The following is a 21,909-nucleotide window of genomic DNA, read 5'->3' on the forward strand; positions in this document are numbered from 1 at the left end:
GGGAGGGTTAGGGAGGGGTAAAAAATATTTGATACATCAACCATAACTTTTCAAACACCCTCTAAATATCCCCAACTTCTCAAAGAAGTCGGGGATCTGAATCTTATGAATTTACAAGGCTTCTAGGGCTAAAGGTTGCCAAATTTCTCCATATTTTTCCTTTAAAAGTTGCCAAGCTTCTACTTGTCCTGGTTCGTATTCTCCGGGTTTACCCCATTGTAAAAAGAGGCTTAATGCAGGTTTTTCTTCTGCATCTAAAAACCGAATCGCATAGGTTGTAAAATTTCCTCTTTTGGCTTCACCTGTTTCAAATTTCACTTGTTGAATCATATCCATATTCAAATGAAATTCAAAGCCTTCGGTGTGCATATTCGCATATTTACCTTTTGGTAATTCGGCGTAAAATAGCTTTTCTATTTTTCCTCTAGCTTCTAAAACAGCGGCGCTGCTGGTGACAATTAAGCGCAAAGTTCCCAAGGTTTCACAAGCTTCTAAAAATTCTTTCAATGTTGTACTCATAGGTGTTGATTTTTTAGTTGTTAGTGTTCAATTTCAGATTTATAGCGTTTTTTTGGATCTAATACAATCCAGAAGGCAAGAGGGCGCAGACCCTGCGCCCCTACGTTTCGTATTTTTCATAAGCAGCAACAATCCGCTGCACTAAGGGATGACGAACAACGTCTTTTTGAGAAAATTCGCAAATGGCGATTCCTTCCACATTTCTGAGAATCTGTAAGGCTACATCTAAACCTGATTTTTGATGGGGTGGTAAATCGGTTTGGGTGATGTCACCTGTGATTACCATGCGGGAGTTAAAACCCAATCGGGTTAAAACCATTTTCATTTGCGCCGGTGTGGTATTCTGGGCTTCGTCAACGATGATAAAGGCGTTATTTAATGTCCGTCCTCGCATATAAGCTAGTGGTGCGACTTCGATGATTTCCCGTTCGATTAGGTTGGGGACTTTTTCGGGGTCTATGAATTCATTTATGGCATCATACAGGGGACGTAAATAGGGGTTGACTTTTTGCTGTAGGTCTCCTGGTAAAAAGCCGAGTTTTTCTCCTGCTTCGACTGCGGGACGGGTTAAAATCAGCCGTTCAAATTGATTACTGAGTAGGGCTTGGACTGCCATAACTACAGCGAGATAGGTTTTCCCTGTTCCCGCAGGACCAATACAAAAGGTTAAATCACGTCTACGAAGTGCGTCTATATATTGGCGTTGGTGAAAGGTTTTGGCGCGAATTTCAAAACCCCGGCGAGTTTTGGCGAGGATATCCCGTTGTAGGTCTTGGAGTTGGTCTTCTGTATTTGTATCGAGGGCTTGACGGGCTGTGAGAATATCGGCGCTAGAGATATTATTACCTTTACTCCACAAATTTTCGAGCGATCGCACTAACCGCTTTGCTAATTCTACCTGTTTGGGTGTTCCCGAAATTAATAATTCTTGCCCCCGGAGGACTAAGTTAGCCCCTGTTTGTTGGCATAAAAACTTGATATTTGCCTCACCATAACCAGCTAGAGCGATCGCACTGGACATACTAGGCAGTTGAATTATGGAATCATCTGCCATATTATTGCTGAATTGGGTAAAAGGTGGTTTTTAACAAAATTAATATTTTCCTATTAAATGTAAATTGAAAATTCTATAATTTTCTCTCAATTAAGGCTTATTAAATAAAACTAAAACTCGAACAATTTATCAGCAGGTTCTACATTCTTCTTTCTTATTTTCTTTCTTCCTCCTGACTCCTGACTCCTGACTCCTCTTAAAATATTGGAAAATAGGCTGACAACATTTGTTAATTCTTGGCTGGTAAATCCGCAGTGAACACGGAAATATTCGCCAAGACTTGACAATTTTGTTGTCCCCTTTCTCCATCTTTCCCAGAAAATAATCTGTAATCAACCATTTAAACTGACCAGTTATGATCTAGCGTAAACGTGGTTTAACAACAGGTTTGGGAATATTGCTCTCTCTTTCTTTCGACTTGGGTGGTAGTATCCGCTCTTCCTGGTCTTCATCAAAAGACATACTATCTCGACTGTGGGAACTGCCGCCGTAAATATCCAGGTATACTGATTGCCCAGCTAGTTCTGCTGCTGCGGAAATTACAGTGCGAATTGCCTGGATATTTCGTCCCCCCCGACCAAACACTTTTTCTTTATCTATGCTGTTAAAAGCAATGCGAACCCAAGCCCGCTTAAGGGTTTGAGACATTTCACAATCAACGCTTAAAGATTCTGGAGATTCTAAAAACGGTTGCACAAGAAACTTCACCAGCCCCACATAATTGGGATTGGTTGTTAGGGATTTAATCTCAAGACTATGATGCGGCTGTTGCACTGACCTGTTCAAAAACGTTAGCTTTTACGAGGATACGACGAACTGTATCGGTAGGTTGAGCGCCTTGTTGCAGTCGCTTAACAATACCAGGAATATCTAATTTTACTTCATCAGTTCTGGGGTTATAAAATCCTAGTTCTTCTAGGGGGCGACCGTCACGACGGGCAAGATTGTTAATAGCAACAATCCGGTAACTTGCTTCGCGCTTTTTGCCAAATCTTTTTAAACGCAATTTGATCATGTTGAGAACTGTTTCTCCTGTTCCTAGTGAGTGAGTTTGTAACTGATTGATAGGGAAGTGATGGGGATATTATACCCGCCTTCACAACTTCCAACACTGAAATGCTAATTTTAGCACTTTCTAGCCGTGAATGGCTATTAGTTTAGTTGTCAGTTGGAAAGATATTCTCTTCATTCCCTGTTCCCGTCGTTTCGGGATAAAACAGTTGTAGTACCTCAATCTTTCCTCCATTACCTGCACTAACTCATTATAAACAATTTCGATAAATTATTGATTAGAGCATAGACTACGTGCTTATTTCCGCACAGACCAAGAGCGAACTTGACCTAAAGTCACAGGAATTCTGTTACTAACATCAATGGTAAACAAAAACACCTTTTTAGAGATTATTGATATCAATACCTTTAGCTGCTAATTTTGCTAATAGGTCTTGATAATTTTTGTGTTCTTGTTCAGCACGTTGTTGTTCTTGGTCGGCACGTTGTTGTTCTTGGTCGGCACGTTGTTGTTCCTGGTCGGCACGTTGTTGTTCTTGTTCGACACGTTGATTTAATTCCACAGATGTGAGAAACTTAGCGCCATGAGGATAATAAATTTCTAAGTTATCTGCTGTGAGTTTAAAACGTATGTCTAAACGCGGGCTGACCCAATTATTAATATCCTCAATTGCCTCTAAACATTCTTGTTCAAGAATAAATCCTGTTAATTCAATTGTGTCTGGATTGTATATATAATACTCTTCTACCCCATAACGCTGATAAAAGAGGATTTTTTTGGCCATTTCTTTGGTGCTATTTCCCGGAGATAGGATTTCAAATACCACTTGGGGAGGAATATTATTTTCTTGCCATTGTTTATAAGAACCTCTATCACCTTTGGGTCTTCCAAACACTACCATGACATCAGGTGCTTGTCGGGTTTTTACACTTCCTTCTACAGGATACCAAAGTAAATCACCAGCTATAAATACATCATTGTTTGGGGCGAATAATATTTCTAAATTTTCCTTAATTTTAACAATCCATTCATATTGTTTAGTATTATCAGACATAGGGTTGCCATCACTATCAGGGTAGATGATTTCTGGTTTGATTTCTGGTTTGATTTCTGGTGGTATAAGTTGCTGTACCATATCTGAATCTCCATTTTACCAAAGGTAAATAAAGTTTTGAACACAAGCAGTGGCACTGATGAATATATTAACAATTATAGTGATTTGCGATAGACCCTGAACAAACACCATAATTATTGCATTTGGCAAATCCCGAATTTATGGAAGAAATTCGGGATTTTGTGCTTAAATTCTAAAGAGTCCCAAAACCTTTTTTCTTTTTCTCCTTCTTTTTCTTCGCTGGTGGTGCGCCACCGGGGTAGCCACGCCAGCCGGCTGAGGGGCGATTACCACCTGCGGCTAAGGGATTACCACCACCAAACATTCCTGGCATTCCTGGTATACCACCTTGTCCCATTTGCTGCATGAGCGATCGCATTTTTTGGAAATCTGCTACCAGTTTACTCACATCCGCTTCTCTGTACCCAGAACCAGAAGCTATGCGGCGACGGCGACTGGGAGAACTCGATAATAAATCTGGATCACGGCGTTCTTTGCCCGTCATGGAATTAATCATGGCTTCACAGCGTTTTAGCTGGGTTTCTCCATGCTTTAACTGGTCATCAGAAAGCTTGTTCATGCCCGGAATCATCTTCATAATTCCGCCCAAAGAACCCATGTTTTTCAACAACCGCATTTGCTTGAGAAAGTCAGTAAAATCAAATTTCGCTGACAGGATTTTCTCCTGCATTTGCTCCGCATCTGCCAAATCTATCTCTTCTTGGGCTTTTTCAACTAAGGTGAGAACATCCCCCATACCCAAAATCCGCGAAGCCATCCGGTCAGGATAAAACGGTTGTAGAGCCTCGACTTTTTCCCCTACACCCACAAATTTAATCGGCGCACCGGAAATTTGCCGCACAGACAACGCCGCGCCACCTCGGCTATCCCCATCCATTTTGGTCAGGATTGCCCCAGTAATACCGATTTTATCATGGAAGGTGCGCGTGAGATTTGCCGCCTCTTGCCCGGTCATTGCATCCACAACTAACAGGGTTTCATCGGGCTGGACTATTTCTTTGATGCGGGCTAATTCCGCCATCATATCTTCGTCAATTTGTAAGCGTCCGGCAGTATCAATAATTACTGTATTTATGCCTTCGGCTCTGGCACGTTCCACACCTTGACGGGCTATTTCTACGGGGTCTGCTTCAATTCCCAGTTCAAATACTGGGACATCAATTTGCTTACCAAGGGTAATTAACTGGTCAATAGCTGCGGGACGATATATATCTGTAGCCACTAGCAGACAACTACGATCTTGTTTTCGTAAATGCAAAGCTAATTTAGCAGTAGCTGTGGTTTTCCCTGTCCCTTGTAAACCAGCCATAAGAACAACGGTGGTCTTACCTGGAACTTCTGCGAGGGGAACATTTTCTTCCCCCATCACCTGCACTAATTCATCATGAACAATTTTGATGAATTGTTGGTCAGGACGTACACCAGCGATAACTTCAGCCCCTTGTGCCTTGGTTTCAACTTCGCTAATAAAATCTTTGACTACCTGGAGATTAACATCTGCTTCCAACAAAGCCCGACGCACTTCCCGTAAAGCGTCTTGTATATTGGATTGGGAGATTTTATCCTGTCCTCGCAGTTTTTTCCAGGCGGATTCTAAACGGTCAGATAGTGCATCAAACATATTTCAGTTACAACGTAGTTCGTCTGTTGGGAATATTTACTCAGTTTTTAAGGATCTTCTTTACTAGCTTATCTGAGTCTAGCAACTGATGAATCTGGTAAACCGTAATTTTGAAGGTGTTTTAGTTGGTAATAGGTTTTTTCTTACGTAGTAGGAAAGGAAAAACGAACCACAGAGGACACAGAGAACACGGAGAAAGGAGATTTAACAGGGATTTTTGGGTAAGTTTGACCAATAGGACTTACCCACAAGTTACGAAAGAATGAACCACGAAGGCACGAAGGTATGAAGGACACGAAGATAAAGAGAGTTTTAGAGGTATTTTGCCTAAGGGACTTCCAATTAAAAAAATACCCAAAAATTTCTTGTGGTGCGGGCCGAAAAGCCTGCTAATCATCAAGGACAGGCAGGATGCCCATCCCACAAAATTGGGTAATTTATTTTTTGGTGTTCCCTAAGTTCTGGTTTATATAAAAGTGGTAAATCCCAAATTATAGATCCCCGACTTCTTAAAGAAGTCGGGGATCTGTCCATGAATGATCGCTATAGCTGCATTCTTACCTAAAATCTATAATTGTAATTTTTTACTAAGACTAATAAAATTTTATTTTTATCAATGCGAAATGAACAAATATATGCTATTCTGAACACTCAATAATCTAAAAAATAACAACTATGTTTAACTTTAATAACTACATCCAAAACCTACAAAAAAATATTAAACATGGTGGAGAACGTAGTCACTACTCCAGTTTACAAGGTTTAATAGAAGGTTTAGAAATTGGCATTAATACCATAGTAGAGGAAAAAGGTAATCAAGCAGGAATACCTGATTTAACTATCAGAAAAAATGAGCGCGTTGTGGGATATATAGAAGCTAAAGATATTAATATCAACATTACTAAATTAGATAAACAAAATGAACAGCAAATTAAACGTTATTTAGAATCAAATATAGGTTATAACTTCATTTTAACTAATTATCTACAATTCCGTTGGTATGTTAATGGAGAATGTGAAAAAATCGCTGAACTAGCTACTTTAGAACAAGGAGAAATTACTCTAGTTGATGATTTAACACCTATCACAGAATTATTACAATCATTTCTGAATCAAAAAGCTAAAGATATTAATAATTATTATGATTTAGCTAAAGAGATGGCTGCTTATACTAAAACTATTAGAAATGCCATTGAATTATCTTTATTAATAGAAGATCATAACGAAGAATTAAGTCAGTTAAAAGAAACCTTTAAAAAATTACTATTGTTAGATATAGATAATGATAAATTTGCCGATATGTACGCCCAAACTATTGCTTATGGGTTATTTACCGCAAAAATTGGTCATGCACAAAACCCTGGAGAATTTACATTTAACCGCACAACAGCAAGTATTTATATTAGTGATAGAATCCCCTTTTTGAAAGGCTTATTTGATTTAGTTTTAGGAACTAATAGTGTTAGTAAAATTCACAAATCAACTGAAAATTTAATAGATTTATTCAACAACATAGACATGACCAATATTTTAGAAAATTTTGGTCAAGAAACCCGCACAGAAGACCCAGTTATTCACTTTTATGAAACATTTTTAGCAGCTTATCAAGCATCATTAAGAAAAAGTAGAGGAGTTTATTATACTCCTGAACCTGTGGTTAATTTTATTGTTCGTTCTGTTAATGAACTTTTAGTAAATGAGGAAATTTTTGATTTACAATACGGTTTAGGAAATCGCAAAGTAACAATTCTTGACCCCGCAACCGGAACAGGAACTTTTTTATATGCAGTTATTAAACAAATTCGTGATAATGTTGCTAAATATGGTGTTGATAAATGGAATAGTTTTTTAAGAGATGCAAAACTTTTAAACCGCTTGTTTGGATTTGAATTATTGATGACTTCTTATACTATAGCACACTTAAAATTAGGTTTGTTATTAGGAGACTTAGATTATAAATTTGCACCAGAAGAAAGATTAAAGGTTTATTTAACCAATACGTTAGAAGAAGGAATAAAACAAGGTGATTTAATTCCTGGTATTACCCAAATTATTGCGGAAGAATCAAGTCAAGCAGCAAAAGTGAAAACAGAAATTCCCATTACTGTAGTATTAGGGAATCCCCCCTATTCTGTCAGTTCTCAAAATACTAGTAAACGGAAAAGAATCTTAAATCAAGATGAAAAATATTTAGCAGATGTGGAATATACTGGTTCAGTGTGGAATAGAATTTATAAAACTGGTAAAGTAGGTAAAACTATTACGGAATTAACCCACATTGGCGAACTTTTAGAATTATATAAAGGTAGGGTAAGATTAGAAGGTGAGAAAAATATTCAACCTTTGGATGATGATTATATTAAATTTATTAGATTTGCTCAATATCAAATAGAAAATAATAGTCACAATGCGGGTATTATTGGTTTTATTACTAATCATTCCTATCTTAATGGGTTAGTTCATCGGGGAATGAGAGAAGAATTATTAAAGTATTTTGACACTTTATATATTATGGATTTACATGGTAATTCTTTATTAAAAGAAACTACTCCAGATGGTAATATTGATCAAAATGTTTTTGATATTCAACAAGGTGTAGCTATTTTAATTGCTGTGCGAGAAAAAAGTAAACCTGATTATGGTTCTACTGCTTATAAATCTAGAGATAGGATTAAGGAAATGGCTAAGGTGTTATATTATGATTTATGGGGAAATCGTGAGGATAAATATAATTTTTTAGAGTCTGCAAGTTTAGATAATGTTGATTGGATAGAGTTACAACCAACTGCACCTAATTACTTTTTTGCACCGAAAAATTTTGATTTAGCAACGGAATATAATCAAGGTTGGAATGTTACAGATATTTTTCCTGTAAATTCAACAGGAGTTACAACTCATCGAGATCATTTTGTTATAGATTTTGATTTAGATCAACTTCGTAAAAGAATAGAGGACTTTATAAATTTACAAATCACAGATGAACAAATATCTACGATATATGATCTAAAAGATACTCGTGATTGGAAACTTTCTCTAAAAAGATTGTCCCTAAGTAAAAATTTAACCTGGGAGAGTTATTTTACTACATATTTATATCGTCCGTTTGATAAAAGATTTTATTATCATCATAAAGATATTGTGGAATTGACAAAACAAGAAGTTATGAGGAATTTACAATTTAATAATTTAGCATTAATTTTATGTCGTCAGCAAAAAGAAATAGGTTTTCAACATTGTTTTGTTGCTGAAGATATAGGAGACGGTAATAGTATATCAATTAATTCAAGAGAACGAAGTTACTATTTCCCACTTTACACATATCCAAATACAGAAAATAAACAAACTAACCTTTTCCTAGAAAAAACTCCTAATTTATCTCCAAAATTCTTAGAAGCTATCAAAGAAAAACTGGGTAAAACACCAACTCCAGAACAAATATTTTACTATGCTTATGCAATATTTCATAGTCCCACTTATCGCACTCGCTACGCTGAATTTCTCAAGATTGATTTTCCCCGTCTTCCCCTAACCAGTAACGAAAACCTATTTAACGAATTAGCTATTAAAGGAGAGGAATTAGTTAATTTACATTTAATGAAATCGGATATACTCAATAATTTAATTACAACCTATCAACAAATAGGAGATAATCAAGTTAGTGAAGTTACTTATAATTCAGAATTGCAAAGGGTTTATATAAATAAACAAAGTTATTTTACCGATATTCCCCCACATATCTGGGAATTTAAGATTGGTGGATATCAAGTATTAGATAAATGGCTAAAAGACAGAAAAAACGCCAAGCGAGAATTATCTCCAGAGGAAATTAACCATTATCAAAAAATTGTCATTGCTTTAACAGAAACTTTACAACTAATGCAGGAAATTGATATAATTATTCCTGGGTTTCCCATAGAGTGATGAAGTATATAATTTATTTTGCACCACTAATTATAGCGGTTATCGGTAGGATGCAATATAATTGAGGGCGCAGACCCTGCGCCCCTACAGACTTTGCGATTTGCTGATTGTATCTCACTCACGAGCATACTGCTATAATCATTTTTGATTTCATCATGTTGGGTTTCCTTGCGTCAACCCAACCTTGTATCTTAGAGGTATGTTAGAAGAAGTGGTAGACCGTCCCAACCTGGGTCAGAAAAGACCGCTTTGTAGCAAGGATCACCACAACAATCTCCATGACAGAACTCGAACAGTCGCCTGGGGTAAAAACTATGAACAAAGACATAGATAATATAGCCCGTATCGTGCAAGGATGAGTGAAATCAAGGGGATGAATAAAAACAAAACAAATTAAAAAGAAGTAATTGAAATTGGAGAGTTAAAAATGGATTATATCTCCCAATGGGTAGGCATTGACGTAAGTAAAGCAACACTTGATGTTTATATCCGTCCAATGGGTAAAGCATTTCAATTTGCTAATACTGAAACAGAAATAGCTAATCTAGTTAAGCAACTTCAATCTAACGATTTAAACCTAATCGTACTGGAAGCAACAGGAGGACTAGAAACAGAATTAATCATTCAATTGCAAGCGGCTCTTTTACCAGTAGCATTAATCAATCCTCGTCAGGGAAGAGACTTTGCTAAAGCTACAGGTAAGTTAGCCAAAACCGATGCCATTGATGCACAGATTTTGGCGCATTTCGGTGAAGCAATGAAACCGGAGGTGTTAGCATTTTGATTGTGAAATGTCACGTCAATTAGGCGAATTAATTAGTCGCCGAAGACAATTAGTAGAAATGTCTACAGCGGAAAAGAATCGCCGTGACCGCGCTCGTGGTAAAGCTTTGACAGATATTGAATCCCATATTGATTATCTTGAGCAACATCTTCAACAACTCAATCAAGAAATTGAGACGTTGACCCAAAATAATCAACAATGGATTGATAAAGTCAATCTACTCAAAACTACTCCTGGCATTGGTCAAGTAATTTCTACCACTTTAGTTTCTGACTTACCAGAATTAGGTCAATTAACTGCCAAACAAATCTCTCGCTTAGTTGGTGTTGCACCAATTAATCATGATAGTGGTCAGCACAAAGGTAAGCGCATGATTAATGGTGGTCGCGCCCATGTTCGTGCCATTCTTTATATGGGTGCTGTTGTTGCCATGCGTCATAATCCTGTTATCAAAACTTTTTATGAGCGCTTGGTTGAACGTGGTAAACCCAAAAAATTGGCCATTACTGCTTGCGTTCATAAAATGTTAGTTATTTTAAATGCGATGATTCGAGATCATCTTCCTTGGTCTATTTCTCAAGACTCACAACCAATTTCTGCATAAAGTTCTACTGTCGTTTTTATACCTCCAATCTAGTTTGGTAATTTATGGCAATCTATAATTTACCTGTTTTGTTCTGTTCTGTTTTTCTCCTCTATTTTCTGACTTTTTTCCTAGACTTTAAATTTTTCCTTAACGATCGCTTGACAATCAAGACAGTCGCTACATTATAATCTAGTGTTTTAAACCCCATCTTTTGGTGTTGCTGAAGGAGTTGGTTTATTTTCTTGGGGTAATACTTGTTTAGCGGCATTATCAGCAGCTTGTTTAAACATTGGTTCTAATTTATCACGCCAGTATTTAATATTAGGTAGCTTTTCTGGATGATCTCGATAAGCTAAAACCTCATCCCATTGACCATTATCAATAGCTTTATTAATATCTTTAGCTAACGCTTCGGCTTTTGCCCAATCACTCTGCCATTGATTAACAGTATCAACTGTGTCTTTAATCCCAGAAACAGCATTGCCCGAAGTTGATTTTAAAAGAGAAATTGCTCCTTGTAAATCTCCTGATTCAAACTTTTGTCGAGCTTTTGCTACCGTTTTTGTCTTATCTTCGATGGCTGGTGGAGATGATTCAGGAGTGGGAGTTTCTACCGCAGATTTGGCGGAAACTTGAGGAACTGGACGAGATGCAATTAAAGGACTATCATCTACAGTTTGAATAGCCAAACCTTTATCTCGACGGCAAGAAATCCATGTTTCGTTATTAGCAATAATATCAGAATGCGCCCATGCTAAACGTCCAGATGACAGTTTAATTTCTACCCAACCTCGATTTGTGCGTTTACCTGTCACCTCAAATTCACTGGCTACACCCAAGGTTTTCAAAATATTATCAGAATTGATGGCACTGGGTTCAGAACGGATATTAGAATTAGCCGCAACTACAGCCATACAGTTATTTGTTAATTTGGTTTTTTCTCCCGTTGGATTACCAGTTAAACTCTTAAAATTGGGATATACATTTGTAAATAAAGCGGCTACACTACCAACTAATAATATGCCAATTAATAAAGGTAAAGGATCTGGTTTATTAGATTCTTGGGGAATATATTGTTGAGGTGCAGGTTGAACAGGAACATGATTAGCGGGCGAAACCGCCATTGTTTTCTGTGTAAATCTTGAAGCTAGATTTTGCGGAGACTGATAAATAATTTGAGGAGATACGGAAGGTTGGGCAAGTTCGGGGGTGATATTTACCAACTCTTGACAAGCTTGTAAAGCTTCCGTTGCTGTTTGATAACGTTCTTTGAAATGGTAACGTACCATTTTCGTTAAAATTGCGACTAGACCAGGATTCACAGGAATTAAATGTTGCCAGTTAATTTCCCCTGTATCTGGATCTTCTTGTAATTGACTAGCTGGGACTCCTGTTAATGCCTGAATGGCGATAATCCCTAAAGCGTAAATATCACTATTAGGACGGGGTTTACCTTGTCCCTGTTCTGTCGGCATATAGCCAGGTGTGCCAATGGCTACTGTAGCTGTTTGCTGTCCGCCGACCATAACCAAGGGCGATGCCTGCGGCGGGCAAGGCCAACGCAATTGTTTAACTGCACCAAAATCTACTAAAACTAATTTATAATCAGCCGCACGGCGAATAATATTATCTGGCTTAATGTCGCGGTGAATCACACCTTCCTGGTGAACAAACTCTAAAATACTCAAGATTTCCAGCAGCATTTGCATGACTTGGGCTTCACTCCAAGGCTGTCCAGGGATAAGTTCTTCATTGAGAGTATGACCGTCAATAAATTCTTGAACTAGAAAGAATTCCTTATTTTCGTCAAAATAGGCAAGAAGTCTGGGTATTTGGTCATGGTTACTCAATTTTTCTAACGTTTCTGCTTCGCTATTAAACAGGCGTTTAGCAGTAACAAAGATGTTAGGGTCAGAATTAGCTGGTTTCAGGTGTTTAACCACGCAGATGGGATTGCCTGGCCGTCTGGTATCTTGGGCAATATAGGTTTGACCAAATCCCCCTGTCGCCAAGACGCGAATGACTTGGTAGCGATGATCTAGTAATTTGCCTATCATAATTTCCCTCCCCAGCTTTACAGCTTAATTTTCCCGCTAGTAGTCAATATCTCCAAATTTCTCTTTCTAAAATCAGGTATCTTGAGAAAAGATTTAAATTATGTCAGCAGTCAGGAGTAAAGAGGAAAGAAAACAGAAGAAAAATTCCCTCGTCTCAACCAGCAATTTAAATGCCTGACAGCTTAACTACTTTGGCGATCGCTATGAAGTATAGTTTTTTTATTGAACCAAATTGTTAATTTTACGATCAGTATCCCTATTGACTAGCTATGCCACCTAAGATAACTAATTCTACCTCATGGCAACAAGCTGAAATCTTGATGCAACCTGCGTTCATTCGTGTGATTGATAATCTTCGCAAGCAGTTGGATATATCTGATTGGCAAGGCACTTATCAAGATGTATTAACTTGGCCTGCTAATACCCCTGATGAAACCAAAGCCTTGGTAACTCAGTTGGTACAAGAAATAGAAACCGCAACACCCATACAAGCGGAGGAAATTAGAAAAACTCTGGCGAGTTTACCTATGCCCCATGCAGGATATCATTTGCTTTTACAACGTAATGGACAACAAGTCAATCTAGATTTGTGGGATTTGTGTTATCAATTATGTTTTCTGAATTATAGTCCAGAGAATACAGCAGTTAATATTGATACTAGCTTAATTGATGAATATGGGGATGTGGATTGGCAACAATTAGAAAATAAAACTCAGCAATTGGTGAAACAGGTTTTCGCTAGTTTATCAATATTAGGCGACTAGAAGTCGCAGCTACACAAACAAAGTCCGCCTACGCGGACTAATTTAAACCGGGCGTTGCTGATTAAGGGTATGAATTTTAGTCTCACGCAAAGGCGCAATCACGCTTCGTGATCTCGAAGAGTAGACGCACTGAGGTTTGAGTTTTAAAGGTTCAATTTGGGAATTTAATACCTCGATTCAGCAACGCCTTTAAACCGTAATCCTGTTAATCCTTAAATCCTGGATATCCTGATAGCGTAGCGTGGCGTTAGCCATTTCTGACAATATTATTTCCTATGAAATTGATTTCTGAACCACCGATTTCTGTCAAAATTCAAAAGATGAAACAACGGGTGCGCTGGCAGCATTCGAGTATTTTACAGCAGGGAATTGACCAAACCTGCATGGTGATAGATGATGGCAACTCAGAAAGTCCAGATTTTTCGTTTATGGTGATGGGTGATACTGGCACTAAGTCCTATTCTGGACACCATCCCCAACGGGAAGTTGCCAAAATGATGGTAAATCATGGTAATGATTGCCGCTTTGTGCTGCACACTGGTGATGTGATTTATATGGTGGGTTCTCGTGAATATTACCCAGCCAATTTTATTGAACCTTATCGGGAATTTTTGGTTGGTGGTCATCAGCCTCAAGATATCGCTTATGATCAGATGGTATTTAAGCTGCCGATTTTACCAGTGCTGGGTAATCATGATTACTATGATGTGCCTTTACTCTATCGGTTGTTAACTGGTCCAACTTTGCCTTTGCGGCGGATGTTGCGTTATAAAGATATTGAGATTGGTTGGCATGGTTCAAATCAAGGTGATGCTTATGCTAGAGCATTTTTAGATTATTTGGCGGCAGTTTCTCCAACTAACTTAGAAGAATATTTAAAACAGCATTACAACGCTAAAACTGGTACGGGTAAATGTTTGCGTTATCAGCCAGGAAATTTTACTCGTTTACCTAATCGCTACTATAATTTTTGTTACGGTGGTATTGACTTTTTTGCCTTAGATTCTAACACTTTCAATACTCCAGATCCTTTACCTCATAACCAAGCTGGGGATGATTTCCGTCGGGAATTAGGGCAACGTCGTCAGGAAATTGACAAGGAAGAATTACGGATTTTGACGGAATGTGACAAACTCAATCCTGAAAAGTCTGATGACGCGGAATTATTGGCTGAACTTGGGGCAAAATTAGACCAAATCAATGAAGTGAAAATTGATATTGAAAAGCAATTAGATTCTCATACAAATACTAATGTTGATTTTGAACAATTGACTTGGTTAAAAGAAAAGTTAATTGCATCTTGGCAGAATGACGCAGTTAGAGGACGGGTAATATTTTTCCATCATCCACCTTATGTGACGGAAGGTAGTAAATGGAATCAAAGGCAAACTTTAGCGGTTCGTCATCGGTTACGGGATGTTTTTGATGAGGTGGCGACAAGTTTAGGTAATATAACTCAGAAACGCCCAATAGTAGATATAATATTCAGCGGACACGCACATTGTTTTGAGCATTTGCAAACTGTTAATACAGGACACGCAGATTCTTATATTAATTATATTATTGCCGGTGGTAGTGGTCGTCGTCTTCGTCGTCAACGTCAAGAAGGAGGAGAATTGCTGGAAACTTTCAATAATAATGGGGATCTTGCCATTCGTAAGGTTGCTGATTCGCTGTTGTATGTGGGACGGAGTGGGAGTGGTTTTGAGAGTAAACAGCCTTATTCTTGTGTGCGAGTGGATGTATTGGGGGGTTTTCCAGCTAAATTTATGATTACACCTTTAGTGACAGAGTTAGTTGCGGGTAAATGGTGCGATCGCCAATTAAAACCTTGGATAATTTATAATGCAGGAGGATAGAAAATAGATAGCCAAAAATTTGCTAAAAACAAACCAATATGCCCCTCTCCGCGTCGGAGAGGGGTTGGGGTGAGGTTCAATGAATTCACGTTAAAATAATTAAAAATCCGCGCTTTGTGGTGTGCGAGGAAACGGAATGACATCCCGAATATTTCCCATGCCCGTCATAAATTGCACCAATCTTTCAAACCCCAAACCGAAACCAGCGTGGGGAACAGTACCATAACGACGTAAATCTAAATACCACCACAAATCCTCTGGTTTCATACCCTGTGCTAATACCCGTTTTTCTAAAACATCAAGTCTTTCTTCCCGTTGTGAACCACCAATAATTTCGCCTATTTTCGGTGCGAGAATATCCATAGCCCGGACGGTTTTTTCATCATCACTCAACCGCATATAAAAAGCTTTAATTTGGGCAGGATAATCTGTAACAATGACCGGCTTTTTGAACAATTGTTCAGCTAAATAGCGTTCATGTTCTGATTGTAAATCTGCACCCCAACTCACAGGGTAATCAAACTTAACATCAGCTTTTTCTAAAAGTTTGACTGCTTCTGTATAAGTCAATCGTGCAAACTGATTGTTAATAATATTATTGGCAGTTTCTAAAACAGTATTATCAATCCGTTCATTAAAAAATTCCATGTCTTCGGGACAGGTTTCCATCACATATTTAAAAATGTGTTTGAGAAACTCCTCAGCTACATCCATATCACCTTCTAAATCACAAAAAGCCATTTCTGGTTCAACCATCCAAAATTCGGCTAAGTGACGAGAAGTATTAGAATTTTCAGCCCGGAATGTGGGACCAAAGGTGTAGACATTCGTAAAAGCCATAGCCATAATTTCGGCTTCTAATTGGCCACTAACTGTTAAATATGCAGGTTTACTAAAGAAGTCTTGGCTATAGTCAATTTCTTGATTTTCGGTTTTGGGAACATTCTTTAAATTGAAATTAGTCACACTAAATAATTCACCTGCACCTTCACAATCACTGGCGGTAATAATGGGAGTATGTACCCATAAAAAACCCCGTTGTTGAAAAAATTGGTGAATAGCGATCGCGCAAGCATTTCTGACTCGAAATACTGCACCAAAGGAGTTAGTTCGCGGACGTAAATGGGCTATGGTTCGGAGAAACTCAAAGGAATGGCGTTTCTTTTGCAGAGGATAAGTATCAGGATCAGCATCTCCGTATACTTTCACTGTATCTGCTTTTAATTCTATTCTTTGTCCTTTACCCTGAGAAGCTACTAGGACTCCTGATACTTCTATAGAACCACCTGTATTGATCTGTTTTAATATTCCTTGATAGTCTGGTAAATCTTGATTAATGACAATTTGTAAATTACCTAAAGATGAACCATCATTAACTTCCAAAAATGCAAATCCTTTTAATTCGCGTTTTGTTCTTACCCAACCTTGGACTACCAAAGTTTGTTCTGGTTTACCACTTCTTAATATTTCTGCAATACGAGGATTTAGCATTTTCTACAATTTGTATTTTTTAAAGAATTTCAGATCCCCGACTTCTCAAAGAAGTCGGGGATCTTAAAGAAGTCGGGGATCTTTTAAATCAACCAACCCAAGATTTTAATAACCAACCTATAATAACACCTAAACCGCCAAAACGAATAGCTTGCCAAAAAGGTCTTTTCAGACTTACCCAAGAAAACAACTGGCTTTCTAGGTTGATTTCTAATACTTCTAATTGTTTTTGAAGGCGATTTAACTCGGCTTTAATTTCTGGAGTCTGCTTTCTATTTTCCTTTAAATTTTTTAATTCTTGTTGCCATTGTGCCTTTTGTTGTTGATCTTTTTGCACTTGAGCATATCTATCTTTCAAGAATTGGAGTTCAGCCTCTATTTCCTCTAATTCCTGTGCAAAATCTGGCTGGGAATTTTCCTCTAAATTAGTCATTGGTGATTAATCATTAGCTATGATGGTTAAATCATAACTTTTACTCTTAACTCGGCACTTAGTCTTATGTCACAAACTAATCAACTAAATGAAATCAGCACTCTAGAACTAGCACAGGCACTCATGGAACGGTTGAGTATCTCTCCCGATGATTGGCATCGCCTCAAGTCTAATCGCAATGCTCGCGCTAGTGAACAGGCAGCCGCCGCAATGGTGTTTTTGGTCAAAAATGAACCCCAAGAAGCACAGGCTAGGCTAGAACAGGCTGTAGGCTGGCTAGATAAGTCAATCTCCGCCCCTCCTTGCCCCACGCACGGACATCAGCGCGAGGTAATAAAGAAATAGCTCTCACCTGTTCCCTGTCCCCGTGGCGTAGCACCTGTCCCCGTGGCGTAGCACCTGTTCCCTGTCACCTGTTCCCTGTTCCCTGTTCCCTGCCCCCTGCCCCCTCTTATCTTCGCAAAGATAGTAAACGACGGCTTTCTACTTGCTTACAAAGGGTAAGTTCTGTCCCTTTGCCATTCCATTTTACTTGATCAAAAATCTGATGCAGTAAGGACATACCCCGCCCACTTTCTGCTTCGTCTGGTGGTAAATAGTCATCGGGATCACTATGATCTTCGAGGGAGGGTGTGAAACCGCTGCCCTGATCTGAGATAATCCACCAATACTGATTATTTATTAATGAGAACTGAACTACGACTAATTTGCCGGGATCAAGATTATTCCCATGTTTAGCGGCATTTACTAGGGCTTCTTGGAGTCCTAGTCGTAGTTCCGATTGTAATTTTACGGGAATATCGTTCAAGAGTAAATCTAGGATTGGACAAAGATAGAGGGTGGAGGCAAAACTAATTGTCCCCCAATAACGCCCAACTGGACGAAGAGAAATGGTAATCACAAGAGAAACCCCGTAGCTTTTATTTAGCTAGACATCAGGAAAGCTTTTTCAGGCATTCTGATAAAAATTAGGTAGCCATGCTGCCTTCAAACTTGAGTCTGTAAAACTAAATTTATAAAAATGCTCTTGGCCGATAACTGGGAATGAGAATTCATATTGTTGATGTACAACTTGCTAAAGTCAATCCGTTCATTTGCTAGATGAATAAGAATTGCTATTTTTAAACAGAATGGGCAGGACGCTCTGATTAGCTGCTAGTTTGTATTTAACACAATTTAATCTCTTCCTTCAGATTCTATACAGCTTCGATTTCTTTAAAACAAAATGAGTTTCTATTTTTATGTAATTCCATTTTACCATTATGAGTATCCACTAGAGTACAAATTTCTGATTTTTATTTTTAGAAAGAATTAACTATTCTGATCATTTTCCGACAGGACTAGAAAAGCGGCTGCTTCTACATGGGCAGTTTGAGGAAAAAAGTCGGCAGGTTGCACTCTTGTGAGTTTATATAGCCCATCTTCGCAAAGTAATCTGAGGTCACGGGCGAGGGTGGCTACTTTACAACTGACGTAAACAATTCGAGATGGTTTCAGGTTTCTTAATGTTTTAATAACGTTAGCTTCACATCCTTTGCGGGGCGGATCAAGTAAGACGACATCTGGGATAATTTCCAAATTCTGGAGAATCTTTTCTACTGCGCCTACTTGGAATGTGACATTATTGATTCCATTTTCTTTGGCATTGATAGTTGCTTGTTGTACTGCTGTGGATTGCAATTCTAACCCTGTGACGTGCCGTGCTTGTTTGGCTAGGGGTAAAGTTAATGTTCCTATACCACAATAGGCATCAATGAGGATTTCATCTCCTTGTAGGTTCAGTTCTGACTGAATTACTGCTAGGAGTGCTTCGGCTGTTTCTGTGTACACTTGGAAAAATGTATCTGGTCCGATTTGAAAATCTAGTCCGGCGAATTTTTCTTGGAGGTGGGGGGTTCCAGCTAGACAACGGGTTTCTGATCCAAATATAGCATTTGTGCGATCGCTATTGCGGTTAAGTGACACACCAACTAACTCAGGATAACGCTGTAACCATTGCTGTGCTTGGGTTTCAATTCCTGGTAAATTCCAATCTTTGACGACCAAAGTTAGCAGCATTTCTCCTGTGCGACGACCAATGCGTAAACCCAAATGGCGAATTAAGCCTTTATGTCGGGTTTCGTCATAAATTGACCAACCTTGCTTTTCAATATCCAATTTTACTTCAGCTAATAGGGGATTTAATCGCTGGTCTTGGACGGGGCATTGATTCAAGTTGATTAATTTATGAGTACCTTTGTGATAATATCCAGCTTGGACATGACCTGTGGCTGACCTACCGATAGGATAGGTGACTTTGTTGCGATAGCCGAAGGATGCAGCAGTTACTAAGACGGGATCTATCTGTGGATTCACAAAACCGCCAATTCTTTCTAAAGCTTGAGTTACTTGATTGTGTTTGGCGATTAATTGGTAGTCATAATTAATATGTTGCCACTGACAACCACCACATTTATCAGCGACAATACAACTGGGACGCACCCGTTGAGGCGAGGCTTGCAATAATTCCTGCACCTGACCATAGGCATATTTTGGCTTAACATTGAATAGTTTAACAAGTAGGCGATCGCCCAGAACAGTATCAGGAACAAAAACCACCCTCTGTTCAAAGCGTCCCACACCATCCCCAGTGTCGCTTAAATCAGTAATTTCCAGTTCAATAATTTCATCTTGTCGCCACATTATATTAGTCATTAGTCAGTTGCTAGAGAACAGGGAACTTTCTCACTAGGAAGCGGAAGTTGCCCAATGTGAAATTTTGACACTCCCCGGTCTCAAGACACGGGGATTCTTGGTTCGACGAGACCACTTAAACTAGATTCCTTGCGTTGTCTAACCCAGAGGTGGGACTCTCCCCAAGCGTTAACTTTCGGTCTGCCCGACCGTAGTTGCATTACTGCAAGTCCTGTTTAACTTGAAACGAGAAAGTTTCAAAATTCTGATTTGTCTAGTGGTCTGTCAAATTTATTTTGACGGGTAATGATCGGAAAAAACTTCTGTTCTTCCCTCCCCTGCCCCCCCTGCCCCTCTTCTCCCCCTGCTTGCCTTCACCCGTCATTTTCGGGTTGACAGACTACTAGTCCCTATAAATCTTTTAACTACTGCTAGGAAGAAGCTAGAACAATGCAGTAGAAACGCATAGATCTAATTGTCAAGGTACAAATTACCGTTAGGTAGTTAGGTTTTTATACAGGTTGATTACCTTTCCTGTTACAAATAGTGTAACACCATAAGTCACTAGGGGATAAATCCCCCACACGGCTTTCATTTCCGGATTAAAAAACATTAGAATTTAAGAGTATTTAGGATTTTTACAGCGATTTCCAATCATATAAGGTACATCTTAACCCCCTCATCGCTTGCGGGGAGGGGGTTGGGGGTGGGGTTCTTTTTCCGGGTTTGATGACAATTTGCTGTAGGTTTTAATTTCGGGGCTTTTAGCCCATTTTTTTGTAAATTAATTTATCTCTATCTTCCCATACACTTCACGAATGTCCCTTTAAGTCGGTAAACTAGCAGATATAAATATTTCAGTTCATTTAGATAATCATGACTGTAATTAGCCAAGTTATTCTCCAAGCTGACGACGAACTGCGTTACCCCAGCAGTGGCGAACTCAAAAACATCAAAGCATTTTTGGAAACAGGTGTGCAGCGCACAAGAATCGCCGCCACCCTTTCCGAAAACGAGAAAAAGATCGTTCAAGAAGCCACCAAAAAACTTTGGCAAAAACGCCCTGACTTTATCGCCCCCGGTGGTAATGCTTACGGTGAAAAACAACGGGCTTTGTGTATTCGGGACTTTGGCTGGTACTTACGCCTCATTACTTACGGTGTACTTGCTGGTGACAAAGAACCTATTGAAAAAATTGGTTTGGTTGGTGTGCGGGAAATGTACAACTCTCTAGGCGTTCCTGTACCTGGAATGGTAGAAGCTATCACCTCTCTCAAACAAGCGTCCTTGGATTTATTAAATGCAGAAGACGCTGGGGAAACTGCACCTTACTTTGATTACATCATTCAAGCGATGTCATAATCAAAACCCTGTTTAAAAGTCTTGAATTCCCTAAAGTTGGTAGTAGCTATGGCAAATATTTGTCAGGTTATTAACTAGTACACTGCGGCGTAAATAGCATGACTATTAAAAGCTCTGAAAATTTGATTAGACATCTCCAAAAAAGATTGTAGAGAAGTTCCATATAACGTCTCTACAGGTTTTTCAGTCCAAGTATCTTTAATTTCTGGAGATGTCTATTGATTACAAGGCTTAAAAATGGTTGCTTTATTTACGCCATGATGTACTAGTTGTGGGGATATGTTATACTTATCACAAGTTATGATATTAGCAAACAACAAAAAATGACAGACTGATAGTAGGCTGTCATAGATGACTGCCTAGAGTTCAGTTAATGTCAATCATCCCAACATATTGACACTCTCAGCGGCTTTAGCCACTGAGCTTTACGCTTACCGGATATTCCTGTAATTTCTCTGAGATTATGTTAATCATATATATCTGTGACTTCTATCACCTTATAGAAATAGGAGTCAGGAGTCCAGGAGTCAGGACGAAGAATTAAAGAGAAGTAAGAATAGATTAACTAGAAAATAATCAGGAATTAGAAAATTTAGAAAAAAATGATCCTCCTCCTCAAGACCGACTTTTTCTGGCAA

General features: G+C 38.6%; 15 protein-coding genes and 2 pseudogenes. 6 read left to right on the forward strand and 11 right to left on the reverse strand.

All coding sequences use genetic code 11. The features are described from left to right. Nucleotides 1–111: 111 nt before the first annotated feature. From HEQ36_RS20000 to ffh, 6 genes and pseudogenes are all read right to left on the reverse strand, one after another. Nucleotides 112–522 (reverse strand): annotated as a pseudogene (locus tag HEQ36_RS20000) (ChuX/HutX family heme-like substrate-binding protein); the annotation flags it as partial. 97 nt (nt 523–619) lie between these two features. Next, entirely contained in the window at nt 620–1,573 is a 954-nt protein-coding gene (locus HEQ36_RS20005; protein ID WP_168635856.1) for a PhoH family protein, read from the reverse strand. Between the two features lie 360 nt (nt 1,574–1,933). Then, nucleotides 1,934–2,320 carry a KH domain-containing protein gene (locus HEQ36_RS20010; RefSeq protein WP_053541388.1) on the reverse strand — a complete coding sequence of 129 codons (387 nt, stop codon included), beginning with the start codon at nt 2,318–2,320 and terminating at the stop codon, nt 1,934–1,936. 7 nt (nt 2,321–2,327) lie between these two features. Continuing rightward, complete coding sequence (rpsP, locus tag HEQ36_RS20015) at nt 2,328–2,588, reverse strand: 30S ribosomal protein S16 (protein ID WP_027403099.1); 261 nt, start codon at nt 2,586–2,588, stop codon at nt 2,328–2,330. A 379-nt stretch (nt 2,589–2,967) separates the two neighbouring features. Further along, a complete protein-coding gene (locus HEQ36_RS20020) occupies nt 2,968–3,720 on the reverse strand; it encodes a Uma2 family endonuclease (RefSeq protein WP_168635855.1) in 753 nt (250 codons plus the stop codon). A 172-nt stretch (nt 3,721–3,892) separates the two neighbouring features. Then, nucleotides 3,893–5,341, reverse strand: coding sequence for a signal recognition particle protein (gene ffh / locus HEQ36_RS20025; RefSeq protein ID WP_168635854.1), 1,449 nt, complete (start codon nt 5,339–5,341; stop codon nt 3,893–3,895). Nucleotides 5,342–6,016: 675 nt separating this feature from the next. Between ffh and HEQ36_RS20030 the strand changes: the two genes are divergently transcribed. Together HEQ36_RS20030 and HEQ36_RS20035 are read left to right on the forward strand one after the other, a co-directional pair. Beyond that, nucleotides 6,017–9,262 (forward strand): type ISP restriction/modification enzyme, encoded by a 3,246-nt coding sequence (locus HEQ36_RS20030; protein WP_168635853.1) that lies wholly within the window; start codon nt 6,017–6,019, stop codon nt 9,260–9,262. Between the two features lie 427 nt (nt 9,263–9,689). After that, nucleotides 9,690–10,650: pseudogene (locus tag HEQ36_RS20035) on the forward strand (IS110 family transposase). Nucleotides 10,651–10,829: 179 nt separating this feature from the next. Here the strand turns inward: HEQ36_RS20035 and HEQ36_RS20040 are convergent. Then, the gene (locus HEQ36_RS20040) at nt 10,830–12,689 is read right to left on the reverse strand and encodes a protein kinase (protein ID WP_168635852.1); all 1,860 of its coding nucleotides are present in this window, start codon (nt 12,687–12,689) and stop codon (nt 10,830–10,832) included. A gap of 269 nt (nt 12,690–12,958) precedes the next feature. Between HEQ36_RS20040 and HEQ36_RS20045 the strand changes: the two genes are divergently transcribed. Then, entirely contained in the window at nt 12,959–13,453 is a 495-nt protein-coding gene (locus HEQ36_RS20045; protein ID WP_053540854.1) for a hypothetical protein, read from the forward strand. 275 nt (nt 13,454–13,728) lie between these two features. Next, nucleotides 13,729–15,312: a metallophosphoesterase gene (locus HEQ36_RS20050; protein ID WP_168635851.1), complete on the forward strand. Its 1,584-nt coding sequence runs from the start codon at nt 13,729–13,731 to the stop codon at nt 15,310–15,312. Between the two features lie 99 nt (nt 15,313–15,411). Here HEQ36_RS20050 and asnS read toward each other — a convergent pair whose 3' ends face one another. Then, the gene (asnS, locus tag HEQ36_RS20055; RefSeq protein ID WP_053540852.1) at nt 15,412–16,803 is read right to left on the reverse strand and encodes an asparagine--tRNA ligase; all 1,392 of its coding nucleotides are present in this window, start codon (nt 16,801–16,803) and stop codon (nt 15,412–15,414) included. Nucleotides 16,804–16,891: 88 nt separating this feature from the next. Further along, nucleotides 16,892–17,236, reverse strand: coding sequence for a hypothetical protein (locus tag HEQ36_RS20060; protein ID WP_053540851.1), 345 nt, complete (start codon nt 17,234–17,236; stop codon nt 16,892–16,894). A 66-nt stretch (nt 17,237–17,302) separates the two neighbouring features. On the opposite strand from HEQ36_RS20060, the gene HEQ36_RS20065 reads away from it, so the two are divergent. Next, nucleotides 17,303–17,581 (forward strand): DUF6439 family protein, encoded by a 279-nt coding sequence (locus tag HEQ36_RS20065; RefSeq protein ID WP_039204523.1) that lies wholly within the window; start codon nt 17,303–17,305, stop codon nt 17,579–17,581. A gap of 106 nt (nt 17,582–17,687) precedes the next feature. Here the strand turns inward: HEQ36_RS20065 and HEQ36_RS20070 are convergent, their stop codons facing one another. Next, a complete protein-coding gene (locus HEQ36_RS20070) occupies nt 17,688–18,137 on the reverse strand; it encodes an anti-sigma regulatory factor (protein WP_027403110.1) in 450 nt (149 codons plus the stop codon). A gap of 410 nt (nt 18,138–18,547) precedes the next feature. Further along, a complete protein-coding gene (rlmD, locus tag HEQ36_RS20075) occupies nt 18,548–19,930 on the reverse strand; it encodes a 23S rRNA (uracil(1939)-C(5))-methyltransferase RlmD (RefSeq protein WP_053540850.1) in 1,383 nt (460 codons plus the stop codon). Between the two features lie 855 nt (nt 19,931–20,785). Here rlmD and HEQ36_RS20080 point away from each other — a divergent pair. Next, complete coding sequence (locus HEQ36_RS20080) at nt 20,786–21,271, forward strand: allophycocyanin subunit alpha-B (RefSeq protein ID WP_027403112.1); 486 nt, start codon at nt 20,786–20,788, stop codon at nt 21,269–21,271. The last annotated feature ends 638 nt before the right edge of the window (nt 21,272–21,909 follow it).

It is taken from the genome of Anabaena sp. 54 (assembly GCF_017355725.1).
In the GTDB taxonomy this organism is placed as follows: Bacteria; Cyanobacteriota; Cyanobacteriia; order Cyanobacteriales; family Nostocaceae; genus Dolichospermum; species Dolichospermum heterosporum.